Origin of the sequence: Pseudomonas sp. RU47, assembly GCF_004011755.1 — a bacterium.
Classification (GTDB): domain Bacteria; phylum Pseudomonadota; class Gammaproteobacteria; order Pseudomonadales; family Pseudomonadaceae; genus Aquipseudomonas.
Genome location: NZ_CP022411.1, coordinates 1,281,245 through 1,296,822 on the forward strand (window position 1 = coordinate 1,281,245; position 15,578 = coordinate 1,296,822).

A 15,578-nucleotide genomic window follows, 5' to 3' on the forward strand; every position below is an offset into this window, starting at 1 on the left:
CGCCTGACCCTGTGGGAGCGAGCCTGCTCGCGAAGGCGTCCTTGAGGACGCTAAAAGCTTCGCGAGCAGGCTCGCTCCCACAGGTTATCAATGTGCTGCTTAGTTGTGAGCGTGCAGCGCTTCGTTCAGTTCGATCGCCGATTTGTGGGTCTTGCATTCCACAGCACCGGTTTCCGAATTGCGACGGAACAGCAGATCAGTCTGACCGGCCAGATCACGCGCCTTCACAACCTTGACCAGGTTGTTGTTTTCGTCGAGCAGGGCAACCTTGGTGCCAGCGGTCACGTACAGGCCCGACTCAACGGTGTTGCGGTCACCCAACGGGAAACCGATACCGGCGTTGGCGCCGATCAGGCAGCCTTCGCCAACCTTGATCACGATGTTGCCGCCGCCCGACAGGGTGCCCATGGTCGAGCAACCGCCGCCCAGGTCCGAACCCTTGCCGACGAACACGCCAGCGGAAACGCGGCCTTCGATCATGCCCGGGCCTTCGGTGCCTGCGTTGAAGTTGATGAAACCTTCGTGCATCACGGTGGTGCCTTCACCGACGTAAGCGCCCAGACGCAGACGTGCCGCGTCAGCGATACGCACGCCAGCCGGAACCACGTAGTCGGTCATTTTCGGGAACTTGTCCACCGAGAACACTTCCAGCAGCTCGCCACGCAGGCGGGCTTCCAGTTGCATTTCCGCCAGTTCGCTCAGGTCGATTGCACCCTGGCTGGTCCACGCTACGTTTGGCAGCAGCGGGAAAATACCGGCCAGGCTCACGCCGTGTGGCTTGACCAGACGGTGCGACAGCAGGTGCAGCTTCAGATACGCCTCAGGCGTCGAGGTCAGCTGTGCGTCTTCGGCCAGCAGGGTGGCGACCAGCGGCTTGTGGCTTTCAGCCAGACGGGTCAGCAGCTTGCCTTGCACGGCGTCGATGCCTTTCACGGCTTCAGCCAGTTGTGCAGCCTGGGCGGTGGTGAAAGTGATGGCCTGGTTGCCTTCGGTGTAACCGAGGATTGGCGCAACTGCCGCGACCAGTTCGGCCGAAGGGTTGAGCAGTGGCTGTGCGTAGAACACTTCCAGCCACGCGCCTTGACGGTTCTGAGTGCCGACACCAAAAGCGATGCTGAACAGGGAATTGGACATGTAAATACACCTCTACAAAGAGTGACGGGCTGCTTACTTCAGAGCGGCCGCGTAGATATCTGGCTTGAAGCCAATCAGGGTTCGGTCACCGAGATCGAGCACCGGGCGCTTGATCATCGAGGGTTGAGCGAGCATCAGTTCGATGGCTTTCGACTGGTCGAGATCGGCTTTGCGTTCGTCGTCGAGTTTGCGAAAGGTCGTGCCTGCGCGGTTCAACACCGTTTGCCAGCCGTGTTCGTCACACCATTGGGTCAGGTGTTCACGGTCGATGCCGGCGGTTTTGTAATCGTGAAAGTCGTAGCTGACAGCGTGTTCATCGAGCCAGGTGCGCGCCTTCTTCATGGTGTCGCAGGCTTTGATGCCGAAAAGGTGCAACGTTTTACTTGAAACGGTCAAGGAATTGCCCCCTTTACAGGTGCTGGAGAAAAATGGTGTCGGATTATGCCATGACCAAACCGGTTCGCGGCGCCTCAGGTCGATTTGGCAATGCAAAACCCTGTGGGAGCGAGCTTGCTCGCGAAGTGCTCGTGTCAGTCAATATCTCTGTTCGATGAATGACCGCATTCGCGAGCAGGCTCGCTCCCACAAGGGACTGCAATCGGGCAGTGCGACATAGGTGCAACGGTCAGACACAGCCTAAGCGGCTAATATGGCAGTTCAACGCTGTCGATTGTCTGAGATTTCCGCTTTATGCAAACTGCTTATACCGTCCTGATCCTGCTGATGCTGGTCAGCGTTTCGCGTCTGGTCGGACGGGTCATCCCGCTGCCGCTGCCTCTGGTGCAAATCGCCGCTGGCGCCTTGCTCGCCTGGCCGACCCTCGGTCTGCACGTGGCCCTTGATCCCGAATTGTTCCTGTTTCTGTTCCTGCCGCCATTGTTGTTCTCCGACGGCTGGCGCATGCCCAAGCGCGAGTTCTGGCACTTGCGCGGACCGATCCTGACCCTGGCAGTCGGGCTGGTGCTGTTCACCGTGGTCGGCGCCGGCTACTTCATTCATTGGTTATTGCCGTCAATTCCGTTACCGGTAGCCTTTGCCCTCGCGGCGGTTTTGTCGCCCACCGACGCCGTGGCGGTGTCGGCCATTTCACAAAACCGCTTGCCGACCCCGCTGATGCATATATTGCAGGGCGAGGCGCTGATGAACGATGCCTCGGGTCTGGTGACCTTCAAGTTCGCCCTGGTGGCGGCCATCACGGGCGTGTTCTCGCTGACCAACGCCAGCCTGACCTTTGTCGTGGTGGCGCTCGGCGGACTGGCGGTCGGGGTGGCATTGAGCTGGCTGGTCGGGCGCTGGCGGGCGTGGATGATCGCCCGTGGCTGGGACGATCCGGCCACTCACGTGGTGTTCATGTTGCTGTTGCCGTTCGCCGCTTATGTGTTGGCCGAACGCCTCGGCGTCTCAGGCATTCTCTCGGCGGTAGCGGCGGGGATGATGCAGAGCTGGCTCGATCTGCTGCCACGACAGACCAGCACCCGCTTGCTCAATCGCAGCGTCTGGTCGCTGTTGGAATTCGCCTTCAACGGTCTGATCTTCCTGCTGCTCGGCCTGCAATTGCCCGACATCATCAAAGCCGTGGTCAGCCACGAGCCGACCTTGTGGCCGACGCTGTTCTATCGCTGCCTTGATGTCGTGGCGATTTTCCTCGCGCTGGTGTTGCTGCGGTTTATCTGGGTGCAGAGTATCTGGCGCTTGTCGGTGTTGCTGCGACGTTTGCGCGGCAAGGGCGAGCTGACACAAGTGCCGACCGCGCGCTCCTGTTGGTTGCTGACTGTCGGAGGGGTGCGAGGTGCGGTGACACTGGCGGGTGTGATGTCGGTGCCGATGTTGATGGGGGCGGACGTGTTCCCCGAGCGTGATCTGCTGATCTTCATTGCTGCCGGGGTGATTCTGCTGTCGCTGATATCGGCGTGTATCGCTCTGCCGCTGTTGTTGCGCGGGATCGAAAAGAGCCCGGACGACAAACGGCGCCAGGAAGTGCGCGATGCCTGGCGCAAAACTGCGGAAGCGGCGATTCATGCGCTGGAAACAGAAGAAACGTCTCCGCAGGACGCTGCTCAAGCCGCGCTGTCGGCCGAGCTGAAGGCACGGATCATGTCCGAGTATCGCCATCAACTCGATGTCTTCAACGATTCCGCCGAAGCTCAGGCCTTGGCGTTCCAGATGGATCTGCTCGAGCGACGCCTGCGCTTGAAGGCGCTCAGGGCACAGCGTCTGGAACTCTATAGCCTCAGTCGTCATCACCAGATCGGTGATGACGTCCTGAGAGAGGTGTTGGCTGATCTTGACCTGAGTGAAGCCAATCTGGGGCAGGTCAAATAGACACATCCTGATAGTTGATGGGCGGATAAGCTATTCTCGCTAATTGCTTGTCGCCTTCACTGATGTGTTTATTGATGGGGATCTCGAAGTTGTTGGTAGTCAAAAAAGATTGAATCGGGTAGTGCATGATGGAGTGCTTGTCGTAGTTGCCCAGAACAAGCCCGCCGGTCGTGTCGAGATCAAAGAGATTCAAATCGACCTCATCTTTTTCCCAGCCGACGACTTCGACGAAATATTGGTATACGGCATCTTTATCCCATGGAATGTTCGCATCGGGATGAAGGTGAGCGTGATGGAAGCCCAGCGCATGGCCAAATTCATGAATCAGTGAGATTTCGAAGGATGGTGTATCTGATCGTTCTGTGACTACTAACGTAGGTTCGTCGGATGCGATCGTCAGGGCATTCGTCCCTAGTGCCGAATAATTGCCGGAGCCCTCCAGATCGATACGAATCTGGCCGGGGCCATCCTCAACCCGTTCGAAGGCAAGGCTGACAAAGGGTTCCCATTGTCGAATGCAACGTTCAACGCGGTATTTCATTTCCTCAGGGAGCGCGCGCATGAACGAAAAACTGACAGTGCTGGCGTTTTTCCAGAACTTTTCCGAGTAAGCCACTGAGCGTTTGGTGCGTGCCGGTGAATACAGGTTATCTGCATCCAGCCTGGGTTTTAGTATTTTTACGTAATGGTAATTTTGCATGGTTAATATCCATATTTTTATGACTTGTCGGTAAGTGCACTGAACCTGGCATTTAAAAAGTGTTGTCAAAGTCGCTGCGACTTAAAGACTAACTTTGCCGGGTAAAGGCAGGAAGACGAGAAATAATTGGATATGTAACCTGCAATCGAGCCTGCGCGCCAGATTGCCTGGCGCGGGCATGTGATGTTTACTTTTGTCGCGTTGCAAACGCGCGAATTCGCTCCGCCGCTTCTACGCACTCTGCCAATGGTGCAACCAGCGCCATGCGCACGCGGCCAGCCCCCGGGTTGACGCCATCGACGTCACGGGACAGGTAAGAACCTGGCACCACGGTCACGTGCTCCTGCTCGAACAGATCGCGGCAGAACGCGGCGTCGTCGCCTTGCACGTTCGGCCACAGATAGAAACTGCCATCCGGGCGCTGCACGTCCATCACCGGGCTGAGGATTTCCAGCACCGCATCGAATTTTTCGCGATACAGCGCACGGTTGGCGCGCACATGCACTTCGTCGTTCCACGCAGCAACGCTGGCCAGTTGCGTTTGTACCGGCATCGCGCAGCCGTGGTAGGTGCGATACAGCAGGAAGCCTTTGAGAATGTCGGCATCGCCGGCAACAAAACCCGAGCGCAGGCCCGGCAGGTTGGAGCGCTTGGACAGGCTGTGGAACACCACGCAACGCTTGAAGTCCTTGCGGCCCAGTTCGGCACACGCAGTGAGCAGGCCCGGCGGCGGGGTTTGCTCATCGAAGTACAACTCGCTGTAGCACTCGTCGGCGGCGATCACGAAGTCGTACTCGTCGGCCAAAGCGATCAGCTTTTTCAGGGTGTCGACCGGGATCAGTGCCCCCGTCGGGTTGCCTGGCGAGCAGAGGAAGAGGATCTGGCAGCGTTTCCAGATGTCCGGCGAAACAGCATCGAAATCCGGATTGAAGCCGTTCTCATCGAGGCACGGCAGGTAATGCGGCTTGGCACCGGCAAGGAATGCGGCGCCTTCGTAGATTTGATAGAACGGATTCGGGCTGACCACCAGTGCGTCGTCGCCACGGTTGACCACAGTCTGGGTGAACGCGAACAGGGCTTCACGGGTGCCATTGACCGGCAGCACGTTGCGCGCCGGATCGATCCAGCCGCTTGGCACGCCGAAACGACGCTCGCACCAGCCGGCGATGGCTTCGCGCAGGGCGGGGATACCGAGGGTGGTCGGGTACACGGCCATCTGATCCAGACTGTTGGCCAGAGCCTCGGCGACAAAGCTTGGCGAACGGTGTTTCGGCTCGCCGATCGACAGAGCGATCGGGCGTTTGTCCGGGTTCGGGGTCACGGTGCCGAGCAGGGCGCGGAGCTTTTCGAACGGGTACGGCTGGAGCTGGTTCAGAGCATTGTTCATTGGGGCAGGGTCTCTCGCAAAGCCATTTGAATCCGGGGCGCCATCAGATACTGATGCGCGACAGTTTGATATCGGGTTCCTGATTGACGCTCAGTTGCTCAACGATCGCATCCTGCAAACGGCTGCACAGCAACGGGTCGGACAACGGTTGGTTGTGCGCGTCGGTGATGAAGAACACGTCTTCCACGCGCTCGCCCAGGGTCGCAATCTTGGCGTTTTGCAGCGACAGGTCGAACTCGAGGAAAATCCCGCCGATCCGCGCCAGCAGGCCCGGGCGATCAGGCGCGGTCAGTTCCAGTACGGTCACCGGACGTTGCGCGTCGTTATGAATGGTTACCTGCGGCGCAAAGGCGAAATGCTTGAGCTGGCGCGGCACCCGGCGTTGAATGATCGTCGGGTAATCGTCGGGATTGCGCAGGGCTTCGGTCAGGCCTTCGCGGATCTGTTTGACCCGCGTCGGGTTGTCGCCGATGGATTCGCCTTCGTTATCGAGCACGATGTAGGTGTCGAGGGTGAACTGGCTGCTCGAGGTGATGACCCGGGCGTCGTGAATGTTCAGGTTGAGCTGATCCATGGCGGCCACGGTCACCGCGAAGAAATCATGCTGGTCCGGTGCATAAATGAAGATCTGCGTGCCACCCTCGAACTCGCGTTGGGTGGTTTCCTTGATCAGCACCAGCGGCCCGCCATCGACGGGTTGCTGGAGGATCGCGTCGCTGTGCCAGGCCACGTCACCGGCGGTATGGCGCAGGAAATAGTCATCGCCCAACTGCGCCCACAACTGCTCGACATCGTCCGGATCGGTGCCGCCGCGCACCAGAATATCCAGTGCGGCGCTTTGGGTCTGGCGGATCTGCTCTTCGCGATCCACCGGGTTTTCCAAGCCGCGACGCAGCGCGCGTTTGGTCTCGGTGTAGAGCTGACGCAACAGGCTGGCGCGCCACGAGTTCCACAGCGTCGGGTTGGTCGCGTTGATGTCGGCCACGGTCAGCACGTAGAGATAGTCGAGACGGGTTTCATCGCCGACAGCCAGGGCAAAGTCGTGGATCACTTGCGGGTCGGACAAATCCTTGCGCTGAGCGGTGGTCGACATCACCAGATGGTTCTGCACCAGCCAGACGATCAGGCGGCTGTCCCACACCGGCAACTGATGGCGCTGGCAGAACGCCTCGGCATCGACCGCGCCGATCTCCGAGTGATCGCCATGCCGGCCTTTACCGATGTCGTGGTACAGGCCCGCCATGTAGATCAGTTCGGGCTTGGGCAGCTTGGCCATCAGCTTGGCGGCCAGCGGGAATTTCTCCGAGACCTGGGTGTACTGCAATTTGCGCAGGTGCTTGATCAGGTTCAGCGTGTGCGCATCGACCGTGTAGATGTGAAACAGATCGTGCTGCATCTGCCCGACGATAAAACCGAACTCCGGCAGATAACGCCCGAGAATGCCGTAACGGTTCATCCGGCGCAGGTTGCGGTGGATGCCGATCTTGCACTTGAACAGTTCAATGAACAGGCTGGTGTTGCGAATATCGTTGCGGAAGTTGTCGTCGATCAGGTGACGGTGCTCGCGCAGCAGACGAATGGTGTCGGCGCGCACGCCTTTGATTTCTGGCTGCTGAGCCATCAGCACGAAAATCTCCAGCATGGCGAACGGCGTGCGGCGGAACACGTTGTCGTTGCGTGCCTCGATATAGCCGTCGTGGAGCTGGAAGCGCGAGTTGATCGGCTGCGGCGGCGCTTCGTCTTCCGGCGCGAGGATCACTTCCTCGAAATGCTGGATGATCAGGTCGCTGAGCTGGGCGATGCTCATCACTACGCGGAAATACTGTTGCATGAAGTTTTCGACGGCCTGTTTGGCGTCGTCGCCTTCAAAACCCAGTAGTCCGGCGATGGTGCGCTGGTGGTCGAACAGCAAGCGGTCTTCGGAGCGGCCGGCGAGCATGTGCAGGGCGTAGCGAACCTTCCAGAGAAATTCCTGAGAGGAGGCGAGCAGGGCGTTTTCACTCTCGACCAGGAAACCTTCGCCGGCGAGGGCGCGCAGGTTCAGGGTGCCGTATTGGCGACGCGCAACCCAGAGAATCGTCTGAATATCCCGCAGTCCGCCGGGCGAGCCTTTGACGTTGGGTTCCAGGTTGTATTCGGTGTCGTTGTATTTGTGGTGGCGGGCTTTTTGTTCGGCACGCTTGGCCAGGAAGAACTCCTTGGCCGGCCACATGTGTGCGGTGCTGGTGACGTCGAGCATGCGTTGGCGCAGACGCTCGGGGCCGCAGATGGTGCGGCTTTCCATCAGGTTGGTGACCACGGTCAGGTCGGCGCGGGCCTCTTCGGCGCATTCATCGACCGAGCGCACGCTCTGACCGACTTCCAGGCCAATGTCCCACAACAGCGTCAGAAAACGCTCGATGGAGTCGCGGAAGACCTCGTGATCGGCGCTGTCCAGCAGGATCAGCAGATCGATATCGGAATAAGGGTGCAGCTCACCGCGACCATAACCGCCGACCGCGACCAGTGCGATGTCGGCGTCTTCACTCCAGTTGAACTGCTCCCAGGCCTTTTGCAGGATGTTGTCGACGAACCAGGCACGGTCTTCGATCAGCCGGCGAATGTCGCGACCCTGGCGAAAACGCGTGTCGAGCACCTCGCGAGCCTGGCGGATCGCCTTCTTGAACGCCGCGATAGGACTCGCTTTGAGAGCCAGTTCGGCCTGGAACTGACCGCGGTCGAAGAGTTCGGGATCCACCTGCGGCATCGATTGGCATTCCTTCTATAAGGCTGGGAGCGTTGTGTGGATCAGGCCGAGATGCGCGGGATGGTGTCGTCGGCGCGCAGGGTGAAGATCTCGTAGCCAGTGTCGGTCACCAGCAGGGTGTGTTCCCACTGTGCTGACAGCTTGCGATCCTTGGTGATCGCGGTCCAGCCGTCACCCAGTACTTTGGTGTCGGCCTTGCCCTGGTTGATCATCGGCTCGATGGTGAAGGTCATGCCGGCCTTCAGTTCCATGCCGGTGCCGGCGCGGCCGTAGTGGAGGATCTGCGGCTCTTCGTGGAAAACCTTGCCGATGCCATGACCGCAGAACTCGCGAACCACCGAGAAGCCGTTCTTCTCGGCGTGCTTCTGAATGACTTCGCCGATGTCGCCGAGGCGGCAGCCGGGTTTGACGATCTCGATCGCCTTGTACATGCATTCCTGGGTGATCTGCGACAGGCGTTCGGCCCAGACGGGTACTTCGCCGACATGGAACATGCGGCTGGTATCGCCGTGGTAACCGTCCTTGATCACGGTCACGTCAATGTTCAGGGTGTCGCCGTTTTTCAGCGGCTTTTCATTCGGGATGCCGTGGCAGACCACGTGGTTGATCGAAGTGCAGATCGACTTCGGATAACCCTTGTAATTGAGCGGGGCAGGGATGGCTTGCTGCACATTGACGATGTAGTCGTGGCAGATCTGGTTCAGCTCATCGGTGGTGACGCCCGGTTTGACATGTTCGGCAATCATTTCCAGCACATCGGCGGCCAGTTTGCCGGCGACACGCATGCCAGCGATGTCCTCGGGGGTTTTGAGGTTGACGGTCATACAGGCTCTCTCTGCGCTCGGCGGCGCTTGCTGATACGAATAGGGCGGCAGGTGATCGTTTTGCGACCCTGAAAAACGCGATTCTAACAGACGCACGGCGCAATTCAGCGCCCGCGTGCATCGCTTCTCTCTATACAATGGTGCGTTCGGGGCCGATTCCAAGGGGGCTGCGCCCATGTCCTTGGTGCGAATACAGATTCCGGGTTCCGTTTCTGCGCACCCTGTGGTATAAAATGCGCCGCTTTCCGGGGATACCCCGAAAAGCTTAAATCCACACACGTGTCGACACGATGACCTGGGTGCTTTTGGCTTTATGCCACTGGTTGGTCATTGGGATACGTGGAGGCCAAACCCGACTTATTAAGGAACTATCATGTCCCAAGTCAATATGCGCGATATGCTGAAGGCCGGTGTGCACTTCGGTCACCAAACCCGTTACTGGAATCCGAAAATGGGTAAGTACATTTTCGGCGCGCGTAACAAGATTCACATCATCAACCTTGAAAAAACCCTGCCAATGTTCAACGAAGCTCTGACTTTCGTAGAGCGTCTGGCACAGGGCAAAAACAAGATTCTGTTCGTCGGCACCAAGCGTTCCGCTGGCAAGATCGTTGCTGAAGAAGCAGCACGTTGCGGTTCGCCGTACGTCGATCACCGCTGGTTGGGCGGCATGCTGACCAACTTCAAAACCATTCGTGCTTCGATCAAGCGTCTGCGTGACCTTGAAGTTCAAGCCGAAGACGGTACTTTCGCCAAGCTGACCAAGAAAGAAGCGCTGATGCGCTCCCGTGACCTGGAAAAGCTGGATCGTTCGCTGGGCGGCATCAAGGACATGGGCGGTCTGCCTGACGCACTGTTCGTGATCGACGTTGACCACGAGCGCATCGCGATCACCGAAGCCAACAAGCTGGGCATCCCGGTAATCGGCGTTGTCGACACCAACAGCAGCCCGGAAGGCGTTGACTACATCATCCCAGGCAACGATGACGCAATCCGCGCTATCCAGCTGTACATGGGTTCGATGGCTGACGCAGTTATCCGTGGTCGCAACAATGTTGCTGGCGGTACTGTTGAATTCGCAGCTGAAGAAACTCAGGCTGCAGCTGAGTAATTGACGCCCTGGCGTTGACTCAGTAAGCAAAAAGGGGGCTTGGCCCCCTTTTTGCCACCTCGAAAACCATTTGTCGGCGCCCACGGCACTGTTTGTAATGTGCGGCAGCTAACAAGGGTGGTTCGGGAAGAATTGAACGCCCGTTCGATCGGGTGGAATGGTTGAAAACCTATCCAAGAGGAATTTGAAAATGGCAGCAATTACTGCAGCGTTGGTTAAAGAACTGCGCGAGCGTACCGGCGAAGGCATGATGGACTGCAAGAAAGCCCTGGAAAAGGCTGACGGCGACATCGAAAAAGCCATTGATGACATGCGTGCTTCGGGCGCGATCAAGGCTGCGAAGAAGGCTGGCAACGTTGCCGCTGAAGGCGCAATCGCAATCAAGGACGACGGTAAAGCTGCCGTTATCCTGGAAGTGAACTCGCAGACCGACTTCCTGGCTCTGCAAGACGACTTCAAGAACTTCGTTGCTGTCAGCGTTGAAAAAGCTTTCGCTGACAAGCTGACCGACGCTGCTCCACTGATCGCTTCGCAAGAAGCCGCTCGTGAAGCACTGGTTGCCAAAGTAGGCGAGAACGTCAACATCCGTCGTCTGGCCCGTATCGAAGGTGACGTTGTAGGTTCGTACCTGCACGGCAACAAGATCGGCGTTGTTGTGGCTCTGAAAGGCGGTGACGTCGAGCTGGCCAAAGACATCGCGATGCACGTAGCGGCAAGCAACCCTGAGTTCCTGCTGCCATCGGAAGTTTCGGCTGAAGCGATCGAGCGCGAAAAAGCTGTGTTCCTGCAGCTGAACGAAGAAAAAATCAAAGGCAAGCCAGAAAACATTGTTGAAAATATGGTCAAAGGCCGTATCAGCAAGTTCCTGGCTGAAGCGAGCCTGGTTGAGCAGGCGTTCGTCAAGAACCCTGAAATCAAGGTTGGCGAACTGGCCAAGAAAGCCGGTGCTGAAATCGTTTCCTTCACTTACTACAAAGTAGGCGAAGGCATCGAGAAGCCGGTCGACAACTTCGCTGAAGAAGTTGCTGCCCAGCTGGCTGCCGCCAAGCAATAAGACGGTTTTTCAACTGTCGCCCGAAAGAGGCTGCCCGCTTACGCGCGCAGCCTCTTTTCAGATGGGGTTGCCAATTTTTATTGGTTTCCACTTGGAACTGACTTACAAAGCCATGTTCCGATGGCGCTGAAGCAGCGCCAAGCTAGAGTGAACGCCAGCTGTAAACAGCTCGCAAAGAATTTTAAATACGCCGCAGGAGAGATTCGCAATGGCTCAGCAGGGCAGTGGTTATCAGGCTCGCTATAAACGCATTCTACTCAAGCTTAGCGGCGAGGCCCTGATGGGCTCGGAAGAGTTCGGGATCGATCCAAAAGTGCTGGATCGCATGGCGCTGGAAGTCGGCCAGCTGGTCGGTATCGGCGTACAGGTCGGTCTGGTGATCGGCGGTGGCAACCTGTTCCGCGGCGAAGCCTTGAGCAAAGCCGGTATGGATCGGGTTACAGGCGACCACATGGGCATGCTGGCCACTGTGATGAACGCTCTGGCCATGCGCGATGCGCTGGAACGTGCCAACATCTCGGCCATCGTGATGTCGGCGATTTCCATGGTGGGTGTGACCGATCACTACGATCGCCGCAAAGCCATGCGTCACCTGAACTCCAAAGACGTCGTGATCTTCGCTGCCGGTACCGGCAACCCGTTCTTCACCACGGATTCGGCAGCCTGCCTGCGCGCAATCGAAATCGATGCCGACGTCGTGCTGAAAGCGACCAAGGTCGATGGCGTCTACACCGCTGACCCGTTCAAAGACCCGCATGCCGAGAAGTTCGATCATCTGACTTATGATGAAGTACTGGATCGCAAGCTGGGCGTGATGGATCTGACCGCTATCTGCCTGTGCCGCGACCACAAGATGCCGTTGCGCGTATTCAACATGAACAAGCCCGGTGCCCTGCTGAACATCGTCCATGGCGGCGCTGAAGGCACCCTGATCGAGGAAGGTCAACAATGATCAACGAAATCAAGAAAGACGCTCAAGAGCGCATGCAGAAATCCCTGGACTCTCTGGCTCACGCTTTTGGTCAGATTCGTACCGGCAAGGCTCACCCAAGCATTCTGGGTAGCGTGATGGTGCCGTACTACGGCGCGGACACCTCCATCACTCAAGTGGCCAACATCACTGTAAAAGACTCGCGCACCCTGCAAGTCGTCGCCTTCGAGCGCAACATGCTCGCAGCGGTCGACAAGGCAATCCAGAGCGCTGGCCTGAACCTCAATCCGACCAACCTGGGCGAATTGTTGCTGATCTCCATGCCTGCCCTGACTGAAGAAACCCGCAAGGGCTTCACCAAGCAGGCGCGCAGTGCCGCCGAAGACGCGCGTGTTGCCGTGCGCAACATTCGTCGTGACGCCTTGGGCGAGCTGAAGAAACTGGTCAAGGACAAAGAAATCAGCGAAGACGAAGAGCGTCGTGCCGCTGCCGATATTCAGAAACTCACCGACAAGGCTGAAGCTGATATCGACACGGCTACCAAGCAAAAAGAAGCGGATCTGATGGCCGTATAAGGTTCGAGCTTTTAATGGACAAGACCAAGCAGACTGCGCCGTCCGCGGTGCCGCGCCATGTCGCGATCATCATGGATGGCAACAATCGCTGGGCGAAAAAACGCTTTATGCCGGGTGTCGCCGGGCATAAAGCGGGCGTGGATGCTGTGCGTGCCGTGATCGAGGTGTGTGCTGAGGCCAAGGTCGAAGTGCTCACCCTGTTCGCGTTTTCCAGTGAGAACTGGCAGCGCCCGGCCGATGAAGTCAGTGCCTTGATGGATCTGTTCTTCAAGGCATTGCGTCGAGAGGCCAAGCGCCTCAACGACAACAACATCAGCCTGCGCATCATTGGCGATCGTTCGCGCTTCCACCCTGAGCTTCAGGCGGCGATGCGCGAAGCCGAGGCCATGACCGCCGGCTCCAACCGCTTCATTCTGCAGATCGCCGCCAATTACGGCGGTCAGTGGGATATCGCCCAAGCGGCTCAGCGTCTGGCGCGTGAAGTTCAGGCCGGACACCTGCGTCCGGAAGACATCACCCCGGATCTGCTGCAAACCTGTCTGGCGACCGGCGATCTGCCATTGCCCGACTTGTGCATCCGCACCGGTGGCGAGCATCGCATCAGCAACTTCCTGCTGTGGCAACTGGCCTATGCCGAGTTGTACTTCTCCGACCTGTTCTGGCCGGACTTCAAACACGATGCCATGCGTACTGCGCTGGCCGATTTCGCTTCGCGTCAGCGTCGCTTCGGTAAAACGAGCGAACAGATCGAAGCTGGAGCCCGGGTTTAATGCTTAAACAACGAATCATCACTGCGCTGATCCTGCTGCCGATTGCCTTGTGCGGGTTTTTCCTGCTGGAAGGTTCCGGTTTTGCGCTGTTCATCGGTCTGGTCGTGAGCCTGGGGGCTTGGGAGTGGGCGCGTCTGGCTGGCTTCGCCGCACAGTCGTTCCGTGTCGGCTATGCCGCTGTCGTTGCGCTGATGTTGTTCGTCATGTACGTGCTGCCGGGCCTCGCCCCTTGGGTGTTGGGCGCTTCGGTGTTGTGGTGGGCAGTGGCAACGTACCTGGTGCTGACGTATCCGCGTTCGAGCGAGCGCTGGTCCACGGCGGCCACCAAACTGGTGATCGGCCTGCTGATTCTGCTGCCGGCCTGGCAAGGTCTGGTACAGATCAAGCAGTACCCGCTGGGTAACTGGCTGATCATGGCGGTGATGGTGCTGGTTTGGGGCGCCGATATCGGTGCCTATTTCTCTGGTCGAAAATTCGGCAAGCGCAAGCTGGCCCCGCAAGTCAGTCCGGGTAAAAGCTGGGAAGGCGTCTACGGTGGTCTGGCGCTGAGTTTGCTGATTACAGCGATTGTCGGTCTCGTGCGTGACTGGACCGTCGCCGAGCTGCTTAAAGGCTTGATTGGCGCTGCGCTGATCGTCTTCATCTCCGTTGTCGGCGACCTGACCGAAAGCATGTTCAAGCGTCAGTCCGGCATCAAGGACAGCAGTAATCTGCTGCCCGGTCATGGTGGGGTGCTTGATCGTATCGACAGTCTGACAGCGGCAGTCCCGGTGTTTGCAGTGCTGCTGTGGATGGCGGCACCGTGAGTCGTCCTCAACAGATTACCGTTCTCGGTGCGACGGGCTCGATCGGTCTGAGCACGCTGGATGTCATTGCCCGACATCCTGAGCGTTATCAGGTGTTCGCGTTGAGTGGTTTCACGCGCCTCAGTGAGCTTTTCGCCTTGTGCGTGCGCCACGTGCCGCAATTTGCTGTGGTTCCCGAGGCTGCTGCCGCGCGTGGCTTGCAGGACGATTTGCGTGCCGCCGGTTTGCCGACCCGTGTGCTGGTGGGGGAGGAGGGCCTGTGCCAGGTCGCTGCTGCTCCGGAAGTCGATGCGGTGATGGCTGCGATCGTCGGTGCAGCAGGTTTGCGTCCGACCCTGGCGGCTGTCGAAGCTGGCAAGAAGATTCTCCTGGCCAATAAAGAGGCGCTGGTGATGTCCGGCGCCTTGTTCATGCAGGCGGTGCGCAAGAGCGGTTCGGTGTTGTTGCCGATCGACAGTGAGCACAACGCGATTTTCCAGTGCATGCCACAGGATTTTGCCCGTGGATTGAGCTCGGTGGGTGTTCGTCGGATTTTGCTCACAGCCTCTGGCGGCCCGTTCCGACAGACGCCGATGAGTGAGTTGGCGCATGTTTCACCTGACCAGGCGTGTGCGCACCCGAACTGGTCCATGGGGCGCAAGATTTCGGTCGATTCGGCCAGCATGATGAATAAGGGGCTCGAGCTGATCGAGGCCTGTTGGTTGTTTGATGCCAAGCCGTCGCAGGTCGAGGTAGTGATTCACCCGCAGAGCGTCATTCACTCGCTGGTCGATTATGTCGATGGCTCGGTGCTGGCGCAGTTGGGTAATCCCGACATGCGTACGCCGATCGCCAACGCCCTGGCCTGGCCGGAACGCATTGATTCGGGCGTGGCACCGCTGGATCTGTTTGCTGTCGCGCGTCTGGACTTCGAAGCGCCGGATGAAGAGCGCTTCCCTTGTCTGCGTCTGGCACGGCAAGCTGCCGAGGCTGGCAACAGTGCACCGGCGATGCTCAATGCGGCCAACGAAGTGGCGGTGGCAGCGTTTCTCGACGGACGGGTCCGTTACCTGGAAATCGCGAGTATCATCGAGGAGGTCTTGAGCCTCGAGCCGGTCGTTGCACTGACAGATCTCGATGCCGTGTTTACGGCTGATGCCAAGGCGCGAGCTCTGGCTGAGCAATGGTTGAAGCGTCACGATCGATAGAATTTGCAACACAATGGCTACACGCGACACT

The 15,578-nt window shown here is 58.5% G+C and carries 14 protein-coding genes; 8 read left to right on the forward strand and 6 right to left on the reverse strand.

Annotation, left to right across the window (positions count from 1 at the left end; translation table 11 throughout):
• Positions 1-99: 99 nt before the first annotated feature.
• Positions 100-1,134, reverse strand: coding sequence for a 2,3,4,5-tetrahydropyridine-2,6-dicarboxylate N-succinyltransferase (dapD, locus tag CCX46_RS05690; protein WP_127926001.1), 1,035 nt, complete (start codon positions 1,132-1,134; stop codon positions 100-102).
• Positions 1,135-1,167: 33 nt separating this feature from the next.
• Positions 1,168-1,530, reverse strand: a complete 363-nt coding sequence (locus CCX46_RS05695; protein WP_003222107.1) for an ArsC family reductase — start codon at positions 1,528-1,530, stop codon at positions 1,168-1,170.
• Between the two features lie 294 nt (positions 1,531-1,824).
• On the opposite strand from CCX46_RS05695, the gene CCX46_RS05705 reads away from it, so the two are divergent.
• The gene (locus CCX46_RS05705) at positions 1,825-3,456 is read left to right on the forward strand and encodes a Na+/H+ antiporter (protein ID WP_127926003.1); all 1,632 of its coding nucleotides are present in this window, start codon (positions 1,825-1,827) and stop codon (positions 3,454-3,456) included.
• Here the strand turns inward: CCX46_RS05705 and CCX46_RS05710 are convergent.
• The 4 genes from CCX46_RS05710 to map form a co-directional block, all read right to left on the reverse strand.
• A complete protein-coding gene (locus CCX46_RS05710; protein WP_127926004.1) occupies positions 3,449-4,156 on the reverse strand; it encodes a M12 family metallopeptidase in 708 nt (235 codons plus the stop codon). The two genes, CCX46_RS05705 and CCX46_RS05710, sit on opposite strands and share 8 nt — an antisense overlap.
• 187 nt (positions 4,157-4,343) lie before the next feature.
• Entirely contained in the window at positions 4,344-5,543 is a 1,200-nt protein-coding gene (dapC, locus tag CCX46_RS05715; RefSeq protein WP_127926005.1) for a succinyldiaminopimelate transaminase, read from the reverse strand.
• A 43-nt stretch (positions 5,544-5,586) separates the two neighbouring features.
• Positions 5,587-8,289: a [protein-PII] uridylyltransferase gene (locus CCX46_RS05720; RefSeq protein WP_116028744.1), complete on the reverse strand. Its 2,703-nt coding sequence runs from the start codon at positions 8,287-8,289 to the stop codon at positions 5,587-5,589.
• Positions 8,290-8,330: 41 nt separating this feature from the next.
• Positions 8,331-9,113, reverse strand: a complete 783-nt coding sequence (gene map, locus CCX46_RS05725; RefSeq protein ID WP_127926006.1) for a type I methionyl aminopeptidase — start codon at positions 9,111-9,113, stop codon at positions 8,331-8,333.
• Between the two features lie 373 nt (positions 9,114-9,486).
• Between map and rpsB the strand changes: the two genes are divergently transcribed.
• From rpsB to ispC, 7 genes are all read left to right on the forward strand, one after another.
• Positions 9,487-10,224, forward strand: coding sequence for a 30S ribosomal protein S2 (gene rpsB, locus CCX46_RS05730; RefSeq protein WP_003222119.1), 738 nt, complete (start codon positions 9,487-9,489; stop codon positions 10,222-10,224).
• 190 nt (positions 10,225-10,414) lie between these two features.
• On the forward strand, positions 10,415-11,278 hold the full coding sequence (tsf, locus tag CCX46_RS05735; protein WP_127926007.1) for a translation elongation factor Ts: 864 nt from the start codon (positions 10,415-10,417) through the stop codon (positions 11,276-11,278).
• Between the two features lie 208 nt (positions 11,279-11,486).
• Positions 11,487-12,230: a UMP kinase gene (gene pyrH / locus CCX46_RS05740; RefSeq protein ID WP_003222124.1), complete on the forward strand. Its 744-nt coding sequence runs from the start codon at positions 11,487-11,489 to the stop codon at positions 12,228-12,230.
• Positions 12,227-12,784 carry a ribosome recycling factor gene (gene frr / locus CCX46_RS05745; RefSeq protein ID WP_007908855.1) on the forward strand — a complete coding sequence of 186 codons (558 nt, stop codon included), beginning with the start codon at positions 12,227-12,229 and terminating at the stop codon, positions 12,782-12,784. Before pyrH ends, frr begins: the two co-directional genes overlap by 4 nt.
• Before the next feature lie 14 nt (positions 12,785-12,798).
• Positions 12,799-13,554 (forward strand): polyprenyl diphosphate synthase, encoded by a 756-nt coding sequence (uppS, locus tag CCX46_RS05750; protein ID WP_127926008.1) that lies wholly within the window; start codon positions 12,799-12,801, stop codon positions 13,552-13,554.
• Complete coding sequence (locus tag CCX46_RS05755) at positions 13,554-14,360, forward strand: phosphatidate cytidylyltransferase (RefSeq protein ID WP_127926009.1); 807 nt, start codon at positions 13,554-13,556, stop codon at positions 14,358-14,360. Before uppS ends, CCX46_RS05755 begins: the two co-directional genes overlap by 1 nt.
• On the forward strand, positions 14,357-15,547 hold the full coding sequence (ispC, locus tag CCX46_RS05760) for a 1-deoxy-D-xylulose-5-phosphate reductoisomerase (protein WP_127926010.1): 1,191 nt from the start codon (positions 14,357-14,359) through the stop codon (positions 15,545-15,547). Before CCX46_RS05755 ends, ispC begins: the two co-directional genes overlap by 4 nt.
• Positions 15,548-15,578 lie beyond the last annotated feature (31 nt).